General features: G+C 62.2%; 16 protein-coding genes. 7 read left to right on the forward strand and 9 right to left on the reverse strand.

Annotated features, from left to right (window positions below; genetic code table 11):
• Window positions 1-10: 10 nt before the first annotated feature.
• The 8 genes from NKH71_RS23480 to NKH71_RS23515 form a co-directional block, all read right to left on the reverse strand.
• Window positions 11-292: a hypothetical protein gene (locus NKH71_RS23480; protein WP_352483638.1), complete on the reverse strand. Its 282-nt coding sequence runs from the start codon at window positions 290-292 to the stop codon at window positions 11-13.
• 246 nt (window positions 293-538) lie between these two features.
• The gene (locus NKH71_RS23485; RefSeq protein ID WP_023722319.1) at window positions 539-1642 is read right to left on the reverse strand and encodes an ABC transporter ATP-binding protein; all 1104 of its coding nucleotides are present in this window, start codon (window positions 1640-1642) and stop codon (window positions 539-541) included.
• Window positions 1642-2745, reverse strand: a complete 1104-nt coding sequence (locus NKH71_RS23490; RefSeq protein WP_352495526.1) for an ABC transporter ATP-binding protein — start codon at window positions 2743-2745, stop codon at window positions 1642-1644. Before NKH71_RS23490 ends, NKH71_RS23485 begins: the two co-directional genes overlap by 1 nt.
• Complete coding sequence (locus NKH71_RS23495) at window positions 2742-2963, reverse strand: hypothetical protein (protein ID WP_023722317.1); 222 nt, start codon at window positions 2961-2963, stop codon at window positions 2742-2744. Before NKH71_RS23495 ends, NKH71_RS23490 begins: the two co-directional genes overlap by 4 nt.
• Window positions 2960-3919, reverse strand: coding sequence for a carbohydrate ABC transporter permease (locus NKH71_RS23500; protein WP_352484970.1), 960 nt, complete (start codon window positions 3917-3919; stop codon window positions 2960-2962). Before NKH71_RS23500 ends, NKH71_RS23495 begins: the two co-directional genes overlap by 4 nt.
• A 1-nt stretch (window position 3920) precedes the next feature.
• On the reverse strand, window positions 3921-4826 hold the full coding sequence (locus NKH71_RS23505) for a carbohydrate ABC transporter permease (RefSeq protein ID WP_352895357.1): 906 nt from the start codon (window positions 4824-4826) through the stop codon (window positions 3921-3923).
• 74 nt (window positions 4827-4900) lie between these two features.
• Window positions 4901-6217 (reverse strand): ABC transporter substrate-binding protein, encoded by a 1317-nt coding sequence (locus NKH71_RS23510; RefSeq protein WP_023722314.1) that lies wholly within the window; start codon window positions 6215-6217, stop codon window positions 4901-4903.
• Window positions 6218-6576: 359 nt separating this feature from the next.
• A complete protein-coding gene (locus tag NKH71_RS23515) occupies window positions 6577-7272 on the reverse strand; it encodes a TetR/AcrR family transcriptional regulator (RefSeq protein WP_023722313.1) in 696 nt (231 codons plus the stop codon).
• 107 nt (window positions 7273-7379) lie between these two features.
• Between NKH71_RS23515 and NKH71_RS23520 the strand changes: the two genes are divergently transcribed.
• Genes NKH71_RS23520 through NKH71_RS23530 form a run of 3 tightly spaced genes read left to right on the forward strand, consistent with a single transcriptional unit; the run spans window position 7380 to window position 9863 of the window.
• Window positions 7380-8576 (forward strand): Tm-1-like ATP-binding domain-containing protein, encoded by a 1197-nt coding sequence (locus NKH71_RS23520; RefSeq protein WP_023722312.1) that lies wholly within the window; start codon window positions 7380-7382, stop codon window positions 8574-8576.
• 11 nt (window positions 8577-8587) lie between these two features.
• Window positions 8588-9427, forward strand: a complete 840-nt coding sequence (locus NKH71_RS23525; RefSeq protein ID WP_352495528.1) for a phosphoenolpyruvate hydrolase family protein — start codon at window positions 8588-8590, stop codon at window positions 9425-9427.
• Window positions 9428-9443: 16 nt separating this feature from the next.
• Window positions 9444-9863 (forward strand): cupin domain-containing protein, encoded by a 420-nt coding sequence (locus NKH71_RS23530; RefSeq protein ID WP_023722310.1) that lies wholly within the window; start codon window positions 9444-9446, stop codon window positions 9861-9863.
• 12 nt (window positions 9864-9875) lie between these two features.
• Here NKH71_RS23530 and NKH71_RS23535 read toward each other — a convergent pair whose 3' ends face one another.
• Window positions 9876-11063 (reverse strand): M24 family metallopeptidase, encoded by a 1188-nt coding sequence (locus tag NKH71_RS23535; protein WP_352484965.1) that lies wholly within the window; start codon window positions 11061-11063, stop codon window positions 9876-9878.
• Between the two features lie 364 nt (window positions 11064-11427).
• Here NKH71_RS23535 and NKH71_RS23540 point away from each other — a divergent pair, with 364 nt between their 5' ends.
• The 4 genes from NKH71_RS23540 to NKH71_RS23555 all read left to right on the forward strand — a co-directional run.
• The gene (locus tag NKH71_RS23540; RefSeq protein WP_352895358.1) at window positions 11428-13038 is read left to right on the forward strand and encodes an ABC transporter substrate-binding protein; all 1611 of its coding nucleotides are present in this window, start codon (window positions 11428-11430) and stop codon (window positions 13036-13038) included.
• A 282-nt stretch (window positions 13039-13320) separates the two neighbouring features.
• Complete coding sequence (locus NKH71_RS23545; RefSeq protein ID WP_352484963.1) at window positions 13321-14307, forward strand: ABC transporter permease; 987 nt, start codon at window positions 13321-13323, stop codon at window positions 14305-14307.
• Entirely contained in the window at window positions 14304-15134 is an 831-nt protein-coding gene (locus NKH71_RS23550) for an ABC transporter permease (protein WP_023722306.1), read from the forward strand. The genes NKH71_RS23545 and NKH71_RS23550 overlap by 4 nt, the downstream gene beginning before the upstream one ends.
• The coding region (locus tag NKH71_RS23555) for an ATP-binding cassette domain-containing protein (RefSeq protein WP_352549386.1) at window positions 15131-15416 on the forward strand (286 nt) is incomplete at its 3' end. The genes NKH71_RS23550 and NKH71_RS23555, both read left to right, overlap by 4 nt.

Below are 15416 nucleotides of genomic sequence, written 5' to 3' on the forward strand. Positions count from 1 at the left end.
GTTGGCCGGGTTATTGCTCGGTGATGCAGGCCGAGCCGGCGCTGCTCTTGCAATATTTGCCGGAAGCCCCGCACCTGCCATCCGAGACTTCGACAACGGTGCCGCTCAACAACAGCTTGCAGTCACTGGTGGACAGATTGACCGTGCCGTTGAGATCCTTGATCTTCTTGGCGTCGACCTTCGCACCGGCGACAACTTTCTTGGCTGCCTGCGCCTCGCTCAGATGCACCGCCGACAATCCCATACCCGCGACAAGCAGGATCGTCGCAAAGCTGCGTAACAGATTTCCCATAGCCAACCCTCCGTTTTGGGTCTCCAAATTGGGCGTGCAAAGCCCGTTTGGGACCAAAGGATCAGCCTATTCGACAAATCGGAGCATCCGCATCCCCCGTACGGGGGATGACGGGAAGACTCGAGCATTTCGCAGCCAAGTGGAATCACACGGCGTCGCACAAATGCGACTAAAATAGATAGCTAGAGCGGGATGCACGGTCAATTTGAACGCATCCCGCTCTAGCTGCAGTAAAGAGGCTTGTACTTAGCCGGCGTGACGCAGGCTTATTCCGCTGCCCTTATCGAACAGCACCACCTTGTCCGGGTTCCAGGCAAAGCGCACCGGCTGCTCTATCTGCACGTCGGTCCTGGCCGGCACAGTGGCGCGCAGCATGGCGTCGCCGACCCGCAGCGTCAGGATCTTCTCGACGCCATGGTTCTCGACGTCATGGACCCGCGCCTCGACCGGCGCGCCGGTCTCGAGATAGACGTCCTCGGGACGAATACCGAAGACGAGCGGGCGACCGTCGGTCGCCGCGCCCGTCTTGGCACCCCCCGAAGTCTTGGCACCCCCCGCAAACGGCAATTCGAAATTCAGCGGTGCCATCACCGCACGCCCGTTAACAAGCTTGCCGTCGATGAGATTCATCGGCGGCGAGCCGACGAAGCTCGCCACGTAGGTGTCGCGCGGATTATTGTAGATCTCGTACGGCGTGCCGGTCTGGACGATGCGGCCATGGTTGAGCACGCCGACCTTGTCACCCATCGACATCGCCTCGATCTGATCGTGCGTCACGAACAGGAAGGTGGCGCCGAGCTGCATCTGCAGGTTCTTCAATTCGGTGCGCAGCGCCTCGCGCAATTTGGCGTCGAGCGCCGACAACGGCTCGTCCATCAGGAATACCCGCGGCTTGCGCACGATGGCGCGGCCGATCGAGACGCGCTGCATCTCGCCGCCTGAAAGCCGGTCGGTCTTGCGGTCGAGCAGATGCTCGATCCGCAGTGTCCTGGCAGCGCGGTCGACACGATCCTTGATCTCGGCATCGGGCAACCGGCGGATCTTCGGCTTCAGCGGAAATTCGAGGTTTTCGCGCACCGTATAACGCGGATAGAGCGAATATTGCTGCAGCACCAGCGCCACGTCGCGCTCGGCCGCGCCCCAATCGGCGACATCGACGCCGTCGATAAAGACCTGGCCTTCGCTCGGTTTTTCCAGGCCGGCAATCATGCGCAGCGTCGTCGTCTTGCCGGCGCCGGTCTCGCCGAGCAGGACGAAGAACTCGCCGTCGGCGATGTCGAGGTCGAGCCCGGTCAAAGCGGTGTGGTTGCCGAATTTCTTCGAAATGTTCTTGAGCTGGATGTGGGCCATCAGAGTCTCACTCCCAGCGATTTGCCGCTCGCCGTGTCGAAGAAATGCGCCTGGCTGGGATCGATTCTGACGAAGACCCTTTCGCCGGGGCCGCCGATGAAGCCGCTCTTGGTGCGTGCACGCAGCATCTTGGAGCCGACCTTGAGGTCGACGATATCGAAGGAGCCGAGCGGCTCAACGATCTGCGTCTCCACCGGCAAGAACCCCTCGGCGGCTTCGCGGCGAACGAGAACGCCTTCCGGCCGGATGCCGAGCGCGAGCTGGCCGCCGACATGGCCGTTGAGCTTCGACAGCAAGGTGCGCGGGAATTCGAAGCCGGCGGCCGCATCGCCGACCGTGACCGAGGCCGACGAGGCTTTCTCGGTCACCGAAGCGTCGGCGACGTTCATCACCGGGCTGCCGACAAACTGCGCGACGAAAAGATTCGCCGGATGCGAATAGACCTCGTCCGGCGAGCCGACCTGCTGCAGTACGCCCTCATGCATGATGACGATGCGGTCGGCGAGGCTCATCGCCTCGATCTGGTCGTGAGTGACGTAGATGCTGGTCGAGCCCTGCTTGATGTGCAGCCGCTTGATCTCGGCCCGCATCTCCTCGCGCAGCTTGGCATCGAGCGCGCCGATCGGCTCGTCCATCAGCATCGCCTTCGGCCGCCGCACCAAGGCTCGGCCGATCGCGACGCGCTGCATGTCGCCGCCGGACAGGGCCGACGGTTTCTTGGCGAGGAGATCGCTGATCTGCAGCGTCTTGGCGACCGAGCGCACCTCGCTGTCGATCTCGGCCTTGCTCTTGCGCGTCGCCCTCAGTGGAAAGGCGATGTTCTCGTAGACGCTCATATGCGGATAGAGCGAGAACGATTGGAAGACCATGGCGATGTCGCGGTCGGCGGCCTTGAGGTGCTGGACCGGCTTGCCGTCGATGAGGATGTCGCCGCCGTCGATCGTCTCCAGTCCGGCAACGGCCCTGAGCGTCGTCGTCTTGCCGCAGCCCGACTGGCCGAGCAGCACGATGAACTCGTTATCGTCGATCTTCAGGTTGAGGTCCTTGATGACCTGGACGGCGCCGAAATATTTCTGGACGCCGCGAAGCTCGATCTGGGTCAATGCTGTGCCCCCGGGTTTGCCCCTTGCCCGGTGCCGGCCTTCTCCTCCGGCGCGATCTTGGAGGTGATGTTGAAGCCGATCAGGCCGATCAGGATGATGGTCACGCCGTAGCTGTGCAGCAGCATGTGCCATGGCTGGCAGAGCGCGATGATGCCGAGCACCATCAGCACCTGGCTGCCCGGTTCAAGATATTTCTGATTGATGTCGCGAAAACTCATTTGCGGATCGCTCCGAAGGACATGCCGCGCAAGAGGTGGTTGCGGAGCAGGAAGGTGAAGATCGCAACCGGCAGCAGGAACAGGAAGGTTCCGGCGGCAATCACCGTCCAGTCCGGCAGGCCGGCGCCGACCTGGCTGGGAATGAAAGGCGGCGCCGTCTGGGCACGGCGGCTGGTCATGATCAGTGCGAAGGCATATTCGTTCCACGCCGTGATAAAGCAGAACACGGCGGTGGCGGCGATGCCGGTGGCGGCCTCGGGCAGCACGATCTTGAAGAAGGCCTCCATGCGCGTATAGCCGTCGACGAGGGCCGCCTCCTCATACTCCTTGGGGATCTCGTCCATGAAGCCTTTCATCAGCCACACCGAGAAGGACAGGTTGAAGGCGGTGTAAAGGATGATCAGGCCGATATGGGAATCGTTGAGGCCGACCGCCCGGTACATCAGGAACATCGGAATGGCGACGACCACCGGCGGCAGCATGCGCGTCGACAGGATGAAGAACAGCAGGTCCGCCTCGCCTTTCACCTTGAAGCGCGAGAACCCATAGGCGGTGAAGGTGCCCATGCCGACGGCCAGGACGGTCGAGGTTATGGCAACGATCAGCGAGTTCATGAAACGGCTCGGATAGCCCGACCACTGCACCTGGCCCTTGCCGTCGCGCACGATCTTTTCGCCGCCATTGAAGACGACGCGCTCCCACCACGGCGCAGCCGCGTACTCCTCCGGTGATGGCGGGCTGCGCAGCTGCGAACGCTTGGTGAACAACTTGACGAAGGGCGATATCTCCGGCTGGAAAACCACCGTCGGCGGAATGGTGGTGGCGAGGTTGCGCGGCTTGAACGCCGTCGAGGCTATCCAGTAGATCGGCGCCAGGAAGATGATCGTCACCAGCAGGACGGCGACGATGGCGACCCGGTTGAAGGTGATTTCGGAAGAAGTGCGGACTGCGGCCATCTCAGCGCTCCTTCACCTTGTTGAGGTATTTGACATAGATGTTGGTGATCGCTAGCACCATGATCAGCACGATGTAGGCGAGCGCGCAGGAGCGCCCGGTCTGCCATTCCTGGAACGCCATCTTGTAGAGCCGGATCGAGATCAGCTCGGCCGTCGGCTGGCTGGTCAGGATATAGGCGAGGTCGAAGGTCTTGAACGCTTCCATGGTGCGGAAGATGACCGCGATCATCAGGATCGGCGCGACCAGCGGCAGCGTGATGCGGAAGAAGGTGTAGAACGGCCCGGCCCTGTCGATCGCGGCGGCCTCGTAGAGATGCTTGGGCACGGCCGACAGGCCGGCCAGCGACAACAGCATGACGAAGGGCGACCACATCCAGATATCGGTCAGCGCGACCGCATAGAGCGCCATTTTCGGATCCGACAGCCATTCGAAGGTGCCGAGGCCCAGCGCATAATTGATGATGCCGAAGGACGGATCGTAGAGCAGTTTCCAGAACAGGCCGACGACGGCCATAGACAGCATCATCGGCAACAACAGGAGCGTCGTCAGCAGGCCCTTGAGCGGAATGTCGCGGTTGAGCAGCATGGCCACGCCGAAGCCGACGAGCAGCTGGCCGGCGACCGAGATGACGACGTATTTTGCGGTGATGGCGAAGTTGGACCAGACATAGGGATCGCTGAGCAGGTCGCGATAGTTTTGCAGCCCGACGAAATTCGCCGCCGCGCTGGTCGAGGCGCGGAAATCGGTGAACGAATAGCCCAGCGAATAGATCAGCGGGAAGATGTTGAAGACGATCAGAAACAGGATCGTCGGGATGATGAAGAGATTGCGGATCGAAATGTCGCTCAGACCGCGAGCAGCGGCCCGCGAGGACCTGTCCAGCGTGGTGATCATCGTGGTCGCCAAGACCCTGCTCCCGGTTCAAGAATCAGAAAAAGAAACGGAGGAGGCACGAACGCCCCCTCCGTGAAGGTTCATACTTATTGGCCGCGGCCGTATTTCTTGAAGGTCGCGTTCCAGTCGGCTGCCAGTGCGTCCAGCGTCTCCTTGGCGGTGCCTTCGCCGCCGATCATGTAGGGGTAGATGCGCTGGTTGAGCTGCTGCAGCAGTTCGGCATATTCCGGAACCGCCCAGAAGTCCTTGACCTTGAACATGGTCTCGTAGAACGCCTTGTTGTAGGGCGTGGCGTTCTGGAATTCGGGCGACTTGAGCACGGCGGCACTGCAGGTGTAGCCGCCAAGCGCTGCCCATTTCTTCTGGGTCTCGTCCTTGATGAACCATTCCAGGAACTTGGTCGCCTCTTCCTGCTTCTGCGAGTAGGAAACGATGGAGATGCCCTGACCGCCGAGTGCGGCGAACTGGTCCCCGTTCGGGCCGGGAGGATTGGCGAAGAAGCCGGTGTTCTTGGCGTTCGGGTTCGACGCCTCGTTGATCAGCGAGGGGAAGAACGCGAAGTAGTTCATGCTCATCGCGGCCAGGTTTTCAGTGATCGCCTGGTTGTCCTCGACGAAGAACGACTTGGCCCAGCCCGGAGGCGTGAACTTGTAGAGTTCCTTGTAGGCGTCGAGCGCCGCGATCGCCTTGTCGGAGTTGATGAAGCCGTCGACCTTGTAGGTCTTATAATCACCCAGCTCGCCGCCAAAGGAAAACAGCGCGTTTTCGAAGCCCATCGCCATCGCGTCATACGAATTGTCGGTGTAGATGGCGATGCCGTATTTTTTCTGGTCCGGCCGGTAGAAGAACTCGGCGATGTCGCGCAGCGCCTTGAAATCCTTCGGCACGTCGAGATCGTAGCCATACTTGGCCTTGAAGGCTTCCTTTTCCTTCGGATCCTCGAACCAGTCCTTGCGGTAGGACCAGCCGACGGCGTCGCCTTCAAGCGGAATGGCCCAGTACTTGCTGCTGCCGCCCGGATATTCGGCGTAGTACTTCACCGTCGCCGGTGCCATCACGTCGCCGACCTTGTGCTTGTTGAAGAAGTCGGTCAGGTCGACATAGTGGCCACCGGTCGAGCCGGCACCGAGCCATTGCGAGTCGCCGACGACCATATCATAGGCGTCGCCATGGGCGTTGAACTCGGTGAAGGCTTTGGTCTGGAAGTCGGGCCACGGTGTGGTTTCCACCGTGATTTTGACGCCGGTTTCCTTCTCGTACTCGTTGCCGAGTTCCTGCAGGTAATTGGCCGGATCCCATTCCGCCCAGAAGATTGTAAGTTCCTTTTCCTGCGCGTAGACGGACGTTCCGCAGGCTAGCACTAAGCCGATACCAGCAAGCAAGCTGGTCATTGTCTTGCGCATAATGATTTCCTCCCTTGTGCGCATTCTACCGCGTCATGCGAGCCGGCGGCGAGGCCGGCCCTGGTAGTCCTCCCGTGACGGCACCGTTCCGGTTTTTGAGCCTCCTCGTTCGACCGAAACGGATATTAGCCTTCACCCTTTGATCCGCTTTATTTGTCCTGATCTGGTATTACCAATTTCAGACGAACGTCAAGCCCTTTCTTGGACGGCGGCGGACACGCAGACAAGTTGGTTTCTGCGATATCTGCCTGTTTTCCCTGAATTTTCCTACTCCTTGATACAGAGGGGCCTTGCCTCGGCCGCTGCATCGCCAATAGTATGAGTAGGCAGGGTGCAAATCTGGTCGAACCAGATTGGCGTCATCTAGCGGCTGTCATCGGTGCGATCCCATCTCCTTCAATCATCGATTCCGTCACAGCTGCGCGTACCAGCGCGCTGGCGGCCCATTGCGCGACCGACATCATACTGCGGCTGTCCAATCCCCATATATCCTTCAGTACGATCAGCATCTCAACACCGAAGATCAATGACAGCGCCTGCGCGAGCCGCTTGAATTCGCGCGGCGGCAACCGGCCTTTGAGTGGCGCAATCGCATCTTTCAAAAGATCGACGCGATGGCCGCGCGTGAACGCCGGTTCGCCGTCAAACGTGCCTGCCTGTCGCTGCGCCCACTGGTCGAGCGACAGTTTCAGCGCCGCCTTGAACGTCGCTTCGAAGGCCTCGATGCGCGGCATGGCGGTCTCGAACAGCTCGGCCACCCGGCGCTCGGGATCGGCAGAGCTCGATTTCCAGGTAAGGATCGGTCCGAGCCCCTCATCGACCACCGCCTGCACCAGCGCCGCCTGGCTCGGAAAATACCGATAGGCGGTGGCGCGTGAGACTTCCGCCGCCTCCGCCACCTCGCTGACCGACGGCGTGGCGCCCGCCTGCATCAGCTTTGTCGCCGTCTCCAGCATCAGCCGCCTGGTGCGCGCGCGGGCCCCGCGCTCTACCCGCGGGTTCGGCCCCTGGCCGGCATCGTCGTCCGTTGCCGCTTGTTGACGTGAGACATTCATGTCAATACGATACGCGCGTCTCAAAAAATTGCAATGGCCCTTCGCGCCGTCGAATGGCCGGGCAAAGGGGCGGCAGCGTCGAACACGCCCAGGACCGGGGAAACGCGATGAAGCGCATCTATGTGGTGGGCACCGCCGACACCAAGGGCGAGGAACTCGCTTTTCTGGCCGATGCGGTCGCCGCAACCGGCGCTTCGATTGCCCGTGTCGACATCGGAACACGCGGCGCGACCGTGCCGGTCGATGTTTCGGCAGACGAGGTCGCCAGCCACCATTCAGAGGGTCGCAATGCCGTGCTCGGCGTCGACGACCACGGCACCGCAGTGGCGGCGATGGCTGCCGCCTTTGCCCGATTTGTTCAATCGCGTAGCGATATTGCCGGGATTATCGGCATCGGCGGTGGCGGCGGCACCTCGATCATCACCACAGGCATGCGCACGCTGCCGCTCGGCCTGCCCAAGATCATGGTTTCGACCTTGGCCTCCGGCGACACCGCGCCTTATGTCGACGTCTCCGACATCGTCATGATGCCGTCGGTGACCGACATGGCCGGCCTCAACCGGCTTTCCCGTGTCGTGCTCCACAATGCCGCCCAGGCGATATCAGGCATGGCGGCAAAGCCGGCGCCGCCGGCCGACGGCAGACCCTCGATAGGCCTCACCATGTTCGGCGTCACCACGCCGTGCGTGACCGCCATCGCCGACGAACTTCGTTCGACTTATGACTGTATGGTATTTCATGCCACTGGAACCGGCGGCCGCACCATGGAAAAATTGGCCGACAGCGGCTTGTTGTCCGGCGTCATCGACATCACCACGACCGAAGTCTGCGACTTGCTGTTTGGCGGCGTGCTGCCGGCGACGGACGATCGCTTTGGTGCCATCGCCCGCACCGGGCTGCCTTATGTCGGCTCGGTCGGCGCGCTCGACATGGTCAATTTCTGGGCGCCGCCAACAATTCCGGAACGCTATCGCGGCCGGCTATTCTATGAGCACAATCCAAACGTCACACTGATGCGCACCACCGCCGACGAAAGCAGAATGATCGGCGAATGGATCGGTACAAGGCTGAGCCTCTGCCAGGGTCCGGTTCGTTTCCTCATTCCGGAGAAAGGCGTGTCGGCGCTCGACATCGAAGGCGGCGCCTTCTTCGACCCTGAAGCCGATGCAGCTTTGTTCGAGGCGATCGAGCGCACCATCAAACCCGCCAAAACGCGGCGCGTTCTGCGCCTGCCGCTGCATATCAACGACCCCGAATTCGCCTGGGCCGCCACAACGGCCTTCCTCGACATCGCCAGACAGTGAGACACCAAGATATGGCCGCCATACCGCGCAAGAAAATCCTGGAGAAATTCCGCAAGATGATCGCGGACGGCGTTCCGATCGTCGGCGGCGGTGCCGGCACCGGCCTGTCGGCCAAGGCAGAGGAAGCTGGCGGCATCGACCTGATCATCATCTACAATTCCGGCCGCTACCGCATGGCCGGGCGCGGCTCGGCCGCCGGCCTGCTCGCCTATGGCAACGCCAACGAGATCGTCAAGGAGATGGCCTACGAAGTGCTGCCGGTAGTGAAGAAGACGCCGGTGCTGGCCGGCGTCAACGGCACCGATCCCTTCGTCATCATGCCGCTGCTTTTGGCCGAGTTGAAGACGATGGGCTTTTCCGGTGTGCAGAACTTTCCGACCATCGGCCTGTTCGACGGCCAGATGCGGCAGAGTTTTGAAGAAACCGGCATGGGCTTCGGGCTCGAGGTCGACATGATCGCCGAGGCTCACAAACTCGACCTGTTGACCACGCCCTACGTCTTCAATCCAGACGAGGCTCGCGCCATGACACATGCCGGCGCCGACATCGTCGTCGCCCATATGGGGGTGACCACCGGCGGTTCGATCGGTGCGACCTCGGCTAAATCGCTGGACGATTGTGTGAAGGAGATCGACGCCATTGCCGAAGCGGCACGCTCAGTGCGCGAGGATATCATCCTGCTTTGCCATGGCGGGCCGATCTCGATGCCGGACGACGCCAAATATATTCTCGAGCGCTGCAAGGGCCTGCACGGTTTCTACGGCGCGAGTTCGATGGAACGGCTGCCGGCGGAAGCTTCGATCGCCAGGCAAACGGCGGATTTCAAGGCCGTCACGTTCGGCGCTGCGTAGAAGAAGGGGTGAGACGATGACCGACAACAGCAAGGTGTTCGTATACCCAAAAGACGTCAGCGCCTTCGGCTTCGACTGGGGCAGGCTGTCGCTGACGGTCGCTCCCGAAGTGAACGGCGCGAAGCGCTTTTCCGGTGGTGTCGTCGACCTGCCGTCGGGCAAGGGCCATACGCGTCATAACCATCCGGGTGCCGAGGAGATCATTTTCGTCATCTCAGGCAATGGCGAGCAGATGGTCGAAGACGAGAAGGGCAATCCGGTCGTCGAGAAGGTCGGCCCCGGTTGCACCATCTATGTGCCGGAAAGCCGCTTCCATTCGACGCTCAATACCGGCGACGCGCCGATGCAGCTTTTCGTCGTCTATTCGCCGGCCGGGCCGGAATTGGCACTGCGCGACCTGCCGGATTTCAGGCTGCTGCCGTCAGGTGGGAATTGAGATAGACGGCGCCTAAGCCCCGCCCCTGTTCCAGCCCCTACCCCGATCGCCGAACATAATGTAACCGGCGCCGGTCACCGCCACCGTGTCCTCCAGCTTGATGAAGCCGCGCGTCGGGTGGAGCATGGTCGTCTCGACCGAAAGCACCATGTTCTTCTCCAGCGGCTTTGCGGCATAGGTGCCTTCATAGGTCACCGGATGGTTGGTCATCAGGAACGGCGCTTCGTGCGTGATCAGCCCCATGCCATGCGCGAAGAAATCGGTATAGGCCGCAACCTTGGATTTCTTCAGCACGCCTTCGGCATGAGAAATCATGTCACCGCCCAGCGTGCCCGCCTTTACCTTGGAGAAGGCCGCCTGCTGCACCGTCTCGATCTCGGCCAGCAGATCCTCGAGTTCGGCGTCAGGCTCACCCAGCACGCCCATGCGGCAAAGGTCGCCGATATAGCCGTGGTAGTTGCCGCCGGAATCGATCGACATCACCTCGCCCTTCTTCCACGTTTGCGGCGAGGCCGCGCGGTTGTGACTGGAGCCTAGCGTCAACAGGCAATATTCGAAATGCGCGCCGCGATTGGTCTCCTCGCGCCTGAGCTGTTCGATGATCTCGCTCTTGGTTGTGCCTTCGCGTGCCCAGCCGATGGTCGCCAGCATGGAATCGGTGATCAGCTCCGAAGCAATGCGCAGCTTCTCCAGCTCGGCTTCGGTTTTGATTGCTCGCATGCGCTCCAGCATGTGCGTGGCGTCGATCAGCTTGGCGTCCGGCAGCGCGTTGCGGATCAGCATATAGGCGTCGGACGGCAGGAAGGCGGGCTCGATGCCAATGCGGGCATTGCCCTTGCCGATCTTCCGCAAATGCTCGACCGCCAGGTTGGCGGCATCGAGCGTGCCCCAGCAGGCGGCATGCAGTGTCGGCGTCCAGAACGGATGGTTCTGGTGCTCGCCGCCCTCCATGCGGTTGCCGATATAGGCGGCATGCTCCGGCCCGCCTTTCTCGTAGACGACGACAGGCAGATAGCGGCTATGGCCGATCGCATCCATGGCGGCGAAGAAGATGAACTTGTAGCCGCCAAGCAGATATTGCGTGTTGTGCTTGGAGGTGGCGAGCAGCACGTCGATGCCGGCTTCCTCCATCAGCCCGTCCACCCTGGCCTGGTCGAACGGCACGCTGCCGACGACATTCTTGCCCGGAGCAACGTTCATTGTCTCTCTCCCTGAAGTGCCATGACCGACCGCACGTGGCGCCGGCCTTTCTGGTTTTAGAGCCTTGGCTCCCCTCAAATCTGCATCATTTTGCCCGGTCTGGTCCAGCCAGAATGGGTCGAGCGGGCGCCAAAAGCTCATTCCGCTACCGGCATGGTCTAATCTGGTCCGGCCAGATCAGCGCATTGGACCGCTTCCCTGTAACTGGTCCAGCGGACGGAAATTTCAAAGCCACGTGAGGATGCGCCAATTCCGTCTCTGGCGAAACCCCGGACAAGGGCCATAATCAGCTTTGCAGGATGCTCACGAGCGTCCGAGGGGTACGGCGCACCCGGCCGGGTCGCGGAGAGGACGGAGTTCGATCATGCCAGAGTTCACCATTTCCAGGCGTACGATGCTTGCGGGTTCGGCATTGCTGCTGGCCTCCACCGCCATGCCGACGATCGGCTGGGCGCAGACGCCGAAAAAGGGCGGACGACTGGTTGTCGCCGCTGATTCCGAGCCGCGCAATCTCAATCCGGCGATTGTCGCCTCGAACGGCGTCTTCTTCATCTCGAGCAAGATCGTGGAAACCTTGGCCGAGGCCTCCTTCGGCGGCAAGGACGGGCTCGAGCCACGGCTGGCGCTCAGTTGGGAAGGCGCCGCCGACGGCCTGTCGGTGACGTTCAAACTGCGCGAGGACGTCAAATGGCATGACGGGAAGCCCTTCACCTCAGCCGATGTCGCCTTCTCGGCGCTGCAGGTCTGGAAACCGCTGCAGAATCTCGGCCGCACCGTGTTCAAGGATCTGGAGGCGGTCGACACGCCGGACGAGGCGACCGCCGTGTTCAAATTCGCCAAGCCGACCCCGTTCCAGCTGATCCGCAACGCGTTGCCGGCGCTGAGCAGCGTGGTGCCCAAGCACATCTACGAGACCGGAAAGATCGAGGACAACCCGGCCAACAACGCCCCGGTCGGCACCGGACCGTTCAAATTTGCCGAATACAAGCCCGGCGAATATTACCGGCTGGAGAAGAACACCGACTATTGGGGCAAGGACGAGCCCTATCTCGATGAGATCATCTATCAGGTGCTGCCGGACCGCACGTCGGCGGCCAGCGCGCTCGAGGCCGAAGAGATCCAGCTCGCCGCCTTCTCCGCCGTGCCCCTGGCCGATCTCGACCGCATCTCCAAAGTGCCCGGCCTCAAGGTGATCACCAAAGGATACGAAGGGCTGACTTACCAACTGGTCGTCGAGATCAACCATCGCCGCAAGGAGCTGGCCGACCTGAAAGTGCGCCAGGCGATCGCTCACGCTATCGACAAGGATTTCGTCGTCAAGACGGTGTTTCTCGGCTATGCCGCCACCGCCACTGGCCCGGTGCCGAAAAACGACCCGCAATTCTACACCGCCGACGTGCCGACCTATGCTTTCGACGTCGCCAAGGCCAACGCCTTGCTCGACGAGGCCGGCTACAGCGAAGGCGATGATGGCAAGCGCTTTTCGCTGAAACTGCTGCCGGCGCCCTATTTCAACGAGACCAAGCAGTTCGGCGACTATCTTCGTCAGGCGCTCGCCGCCATCGGCATCGACGCCCAGCTGGTCAACAACGACTCTGCCGCGCATATCAAGGCGGTTTACACCGACCACGCCTTCGACCTTGCGGTCGGGCCGCCGGTGTTCCGCGGCGATCCGGCGATCTCGACCACCATCCTCGTGCAGAGCGGCATTCCCGACGGGGTGCCTTTCTCCAACCCGGGCGGCTACAAGAACGCCGATCTCGACGCTCTGATCGCCAAGGCATCGGAGACGCTTGACACCGCCGCCCGCACCGAACTCTACAAGGAGTTCCAGAGAAAAGTTGCCGCCGACCTGCCACTGATCAACGTCGCCGAATGGAGTTTCATCAGCGTCGCCCGCGATACGGTCAAGAACATCGCCAACACCCCGCGCTGGGCGGTGTCGAACTGGGCGGACACCTATTTAGAATCGTGACACATTCTGGCGGATGAAAATTCGCGCCGAAATCCGTGTGGAAACTTGGTCAAATACCGAGTTCCTTCATACCCCCCTCTGTCCTGCCGGACATCTCCCCCGCAAAGGGGGAGATTGGCTGGCCGCAACGTCGGCTTATTTGCCTGCTGCGTTGAAGATTGGCGAAATCGCTAATGACATCCGATCTCCCCCCTTGCGGGGGAGATGTCCGGCAGGACAGAGGGGGGTGGGAAGAAACACCGCATCTCCTAATTGCCACTGCGCCAAGCACCCGGCGCCGCCATGAGCCGCGCCCTCACCCTCCTTCGCCGTCGCCTCGTCGGCAGCATCTTCGTGTTGCTGATTGTCGTCATCGGCACCTTCCTGTTGCTCGAAGCCGCTCCCGGCGATGCGGTCGATGCCTACATCGTCTCGACCGGCGGCGACGCCGGCATGATCGAGCTGTTGCGTCACCGCTGGGGGCTCGACCAATCTGAGCTGACGCGGCTGGCCAATTACCTTTGGGCGCTGCTGCATCTCGACCTTGGCCAGTCCGTCACCTTTTCGCGGCCGATCCGCGATGTCATCACCGAGCGCCTGCCCAACACGCTGCTGTTGATGGGCAGCGCCACCGCGCTCTCCTTCGGACTCGGCTCGGTGCTCGGCATCTATGCCGGCGCCAGACCCGGCAGCGTCCGTGATCGCTTCCTGTCTATCGGCTCGCTGGCGGTCTATGCCATACCGGGCTTCTGGCTCGGGCTGGTGCTGATCATCGTCTTTGCCGTCGACCTGCGCTGGTTTCCGATCGGCGGCATCGAGAGCATCGCCTCGGCCAGGACCGGCCTTGATCGCGCTGGCGACATCGCCCGCCATCTCGTCCTGCCGGTCTCCGCGCTCGGCTTCATTTATCTCGCGCTCTATCTGCGCATGATGCGCGCCGGCATGGCCGAGGTCTGGCGGCAGGATTTTGTCCTCGCCGCTCGCGCCAGGGGACTTTCCCGCCGTCGCGTCGTGCTCGCCCATGTCGCCCGCAACGCGCTGTTGCCGCTGGTCACCATGCTTGGCCTGCAGTCCGCGCAAATGCTGGGCGGCAGCGTCGTCATCGAAAGCGTCTTTTCGGTGCCAGGCCTTGGCCGATTGGCGCAGGAAGCGGTGGCGGCACGCGACACGCCGTTGCTGCTCGGCATCATTCTCGTCAGCGCCGTTCTGGTCGTCATCATCAACCTTCTCGTCGACATCGCCTACGCCGTCCTCGATCCGCGCGTCAGAGCCAATGAGGCCGGCGCGTGAACCCGCTTCGCCGTTTTCTCCGGACGCCGGAAGCGATCGCCGGCATTGTCATCCTGGCGGCGCTGTTTGCCGTGGCGCTTGCCGCACCTTTGTTCTTTCCCGGCGATCCGCAGGCCATTGCCGGGCCGGCATTGCTGCCGCCGTTCCAGGACTGGTCGCTACCACTAGGCACCGACCGCCTCGGCCGTGACATGCTGGCCGAGCTTTTCCACGGCGCCCGCACCTCGCTGGCGGTCGGCCTGGCGGCCGCGGCCGCCGCCCTTGCCGTCGGCGCAGTGATCGGCACGCTGGCCGGCTTTGCCGGCGGCCTTATCGACGAAGTGCTGATGCGCATCACCGACGCTTTCCAGACCGTGCCAGCTTTTCTGCTGGCTTTGGCTTTCGTCAGCATCGTCGGGCCGTCGCTCGGCGTCGTCGTCGCGGCGATCGCACTGGGCGCCTGGACCGGACCGGCACGCGTGGCGCGAGCCGAAGTGCTGTCGATCCGCGAGCGCGATTTTGTAGCGGGCGCCCGCGTCATCGGCATGCATCCGCTGGAGATCGCCTTTCGCGAGGTGCTGCCCAACGCATTGCCGCCGGTACTGGCATTGTCGTCGGTGATCGTCGCCGCGGCGATTCTCACCGAAGCGGCATTGTCCTTTCTGGGCCTCGGCGACCCCAACCGCGTTACCTGGGGCGGCATGATCGCCGAAGGCCGTGCCGTGCTGCGCACCGCGCCGTTCCTGTCGATCGTTCCGGGAATAGCACTCGTGCTCACGGTGCTAGGTGTGTATCTCGCCGGCGAAGGCGTCGTCGAGACGACGGCGGTGAGGAGGGGCCTGTCGTGACGGCGCTGCTTTCGATCCGCAATCTGACGGTGACCTATCGCCGCGATGGCTCCGAGGTGACGGCACTAAAGAGTGTCAGCCTCGACATTCCCGCCGGCGAGCGCTTTGCCATCATCGGCGAGAGCGGTTCGGGCAAGAGCACGCTGGCGCTTGCCATTGCCGGGCTGCTGCCGGGTTCTGCCAGGATCGAAGGCCGCATCGATTGGCTCTTGCGCCCGCCGCCAATGTCTGGTGCCAAGACACCCCCCTCTGTCCTGCCGGACATGTCCGGCAGGACAGAGG

The organism is Mesorhizobium sp. M0983, assembly GCF_040318975.1.
GTDB lineage: Bacteria > Pseudomonadota > Alphaproteobacteria > Rhizobiales > Rhizobiaceae > Mesorhizobium.

What these genes read in the sequence shown, in the direction of transcription:
- NKH71_RS23480 (WP_352483638.1), bottom strand. Translation starts at nt 292, where the DNA reads ATGGGAAATCTGTTACGCAGCTTTGCGACGATCCTGCTTGTCGCGGGT.
- NKH71_RS23485 (WP_023722319.1), bottom strand. Translation starts at nt 1,642, where the DNA reads ATGGCCCACATCCAGCTCAAGAACATTTCGAAGAAATTCGGCAACCAC.
- NKH71_RS23495 (WP_023722317.1), bottom strand. Translation starts at nt 2,963, where the DNA reads ATGAGTTTTCGCGACATCAATCAGAAATATCTTGAACCGGGCAGCCAG.
- NKH71_RS23500 (WP_352484970.1), bottom strand. Translation starts at nt 3,919, where the DNA reads ATGGCCGCAGTCCGCACTTCTTCCGAAATCACCTTCAACCGGGTCGCC.
- NKH71_RS23510 (WP_023722314.1), bottom strand. Translation starts at nt 6,217, where the DNA reads ATGCGCAAGACAATGACCAGCTTGCTTGCTGGTATCGGCTTAGTGCTA.
- NKH71_RS23515 (WP_023722313.1), bottom strand. Translation starts at nt 7,272, where the DNA reads ATGAATGTCTCACGTCAACAAGCGGCAACGGACGACGATGCCGGCCAG.
- NKH71_RS23520 (WP_023722312.1), top strand. Translation starts at nt 7,380, where the DNA reads ATGAAGCGCATCTATGTGGTGGGCACCGCCGACACCAAGGGCGAGGAA.
- NKH71_RS23525 (WP_352495528.1), top strand. Translation starts at nt 8,588, where the DNA reads ATGGCCGCCATACCGCGCAAGAAAATCCTGGAGAAATTCCGCAAGATG.
- NKH71_RS23530 (WP_023722310.1), top strand. Translation starts at nt 9,444, where the DNA reads ATGACCGACAACAGCAAGGTGTTCGTATACCCAAAAGACGTCAGCGCC.
- NKH71_RS23535 (WP_352484965.1), bottom strand. Translation starts at nt 11,063, where the DNA reads ATGAACGTTGCTCCGGGCAAGAATGTCGTCGGCAGCGTGCCGTTCGAC.
- NKH71_RS23540 (WP_352895358.1), top strand. Translation starts at nt 11,428, where the DNA reads ATGCCAGAGTTCACCATTTCCAGGCGTACGATGCTTGCGGGTTCGGCA.
- NKH71_RS23545 (WP_352484963.1), top strand. Translation starts at nt 13,321, where the DNA reads ATGAGCCGCGCCCTCACCCTCCTTCGCCGTCGCCTCGTCGGCAGCATC.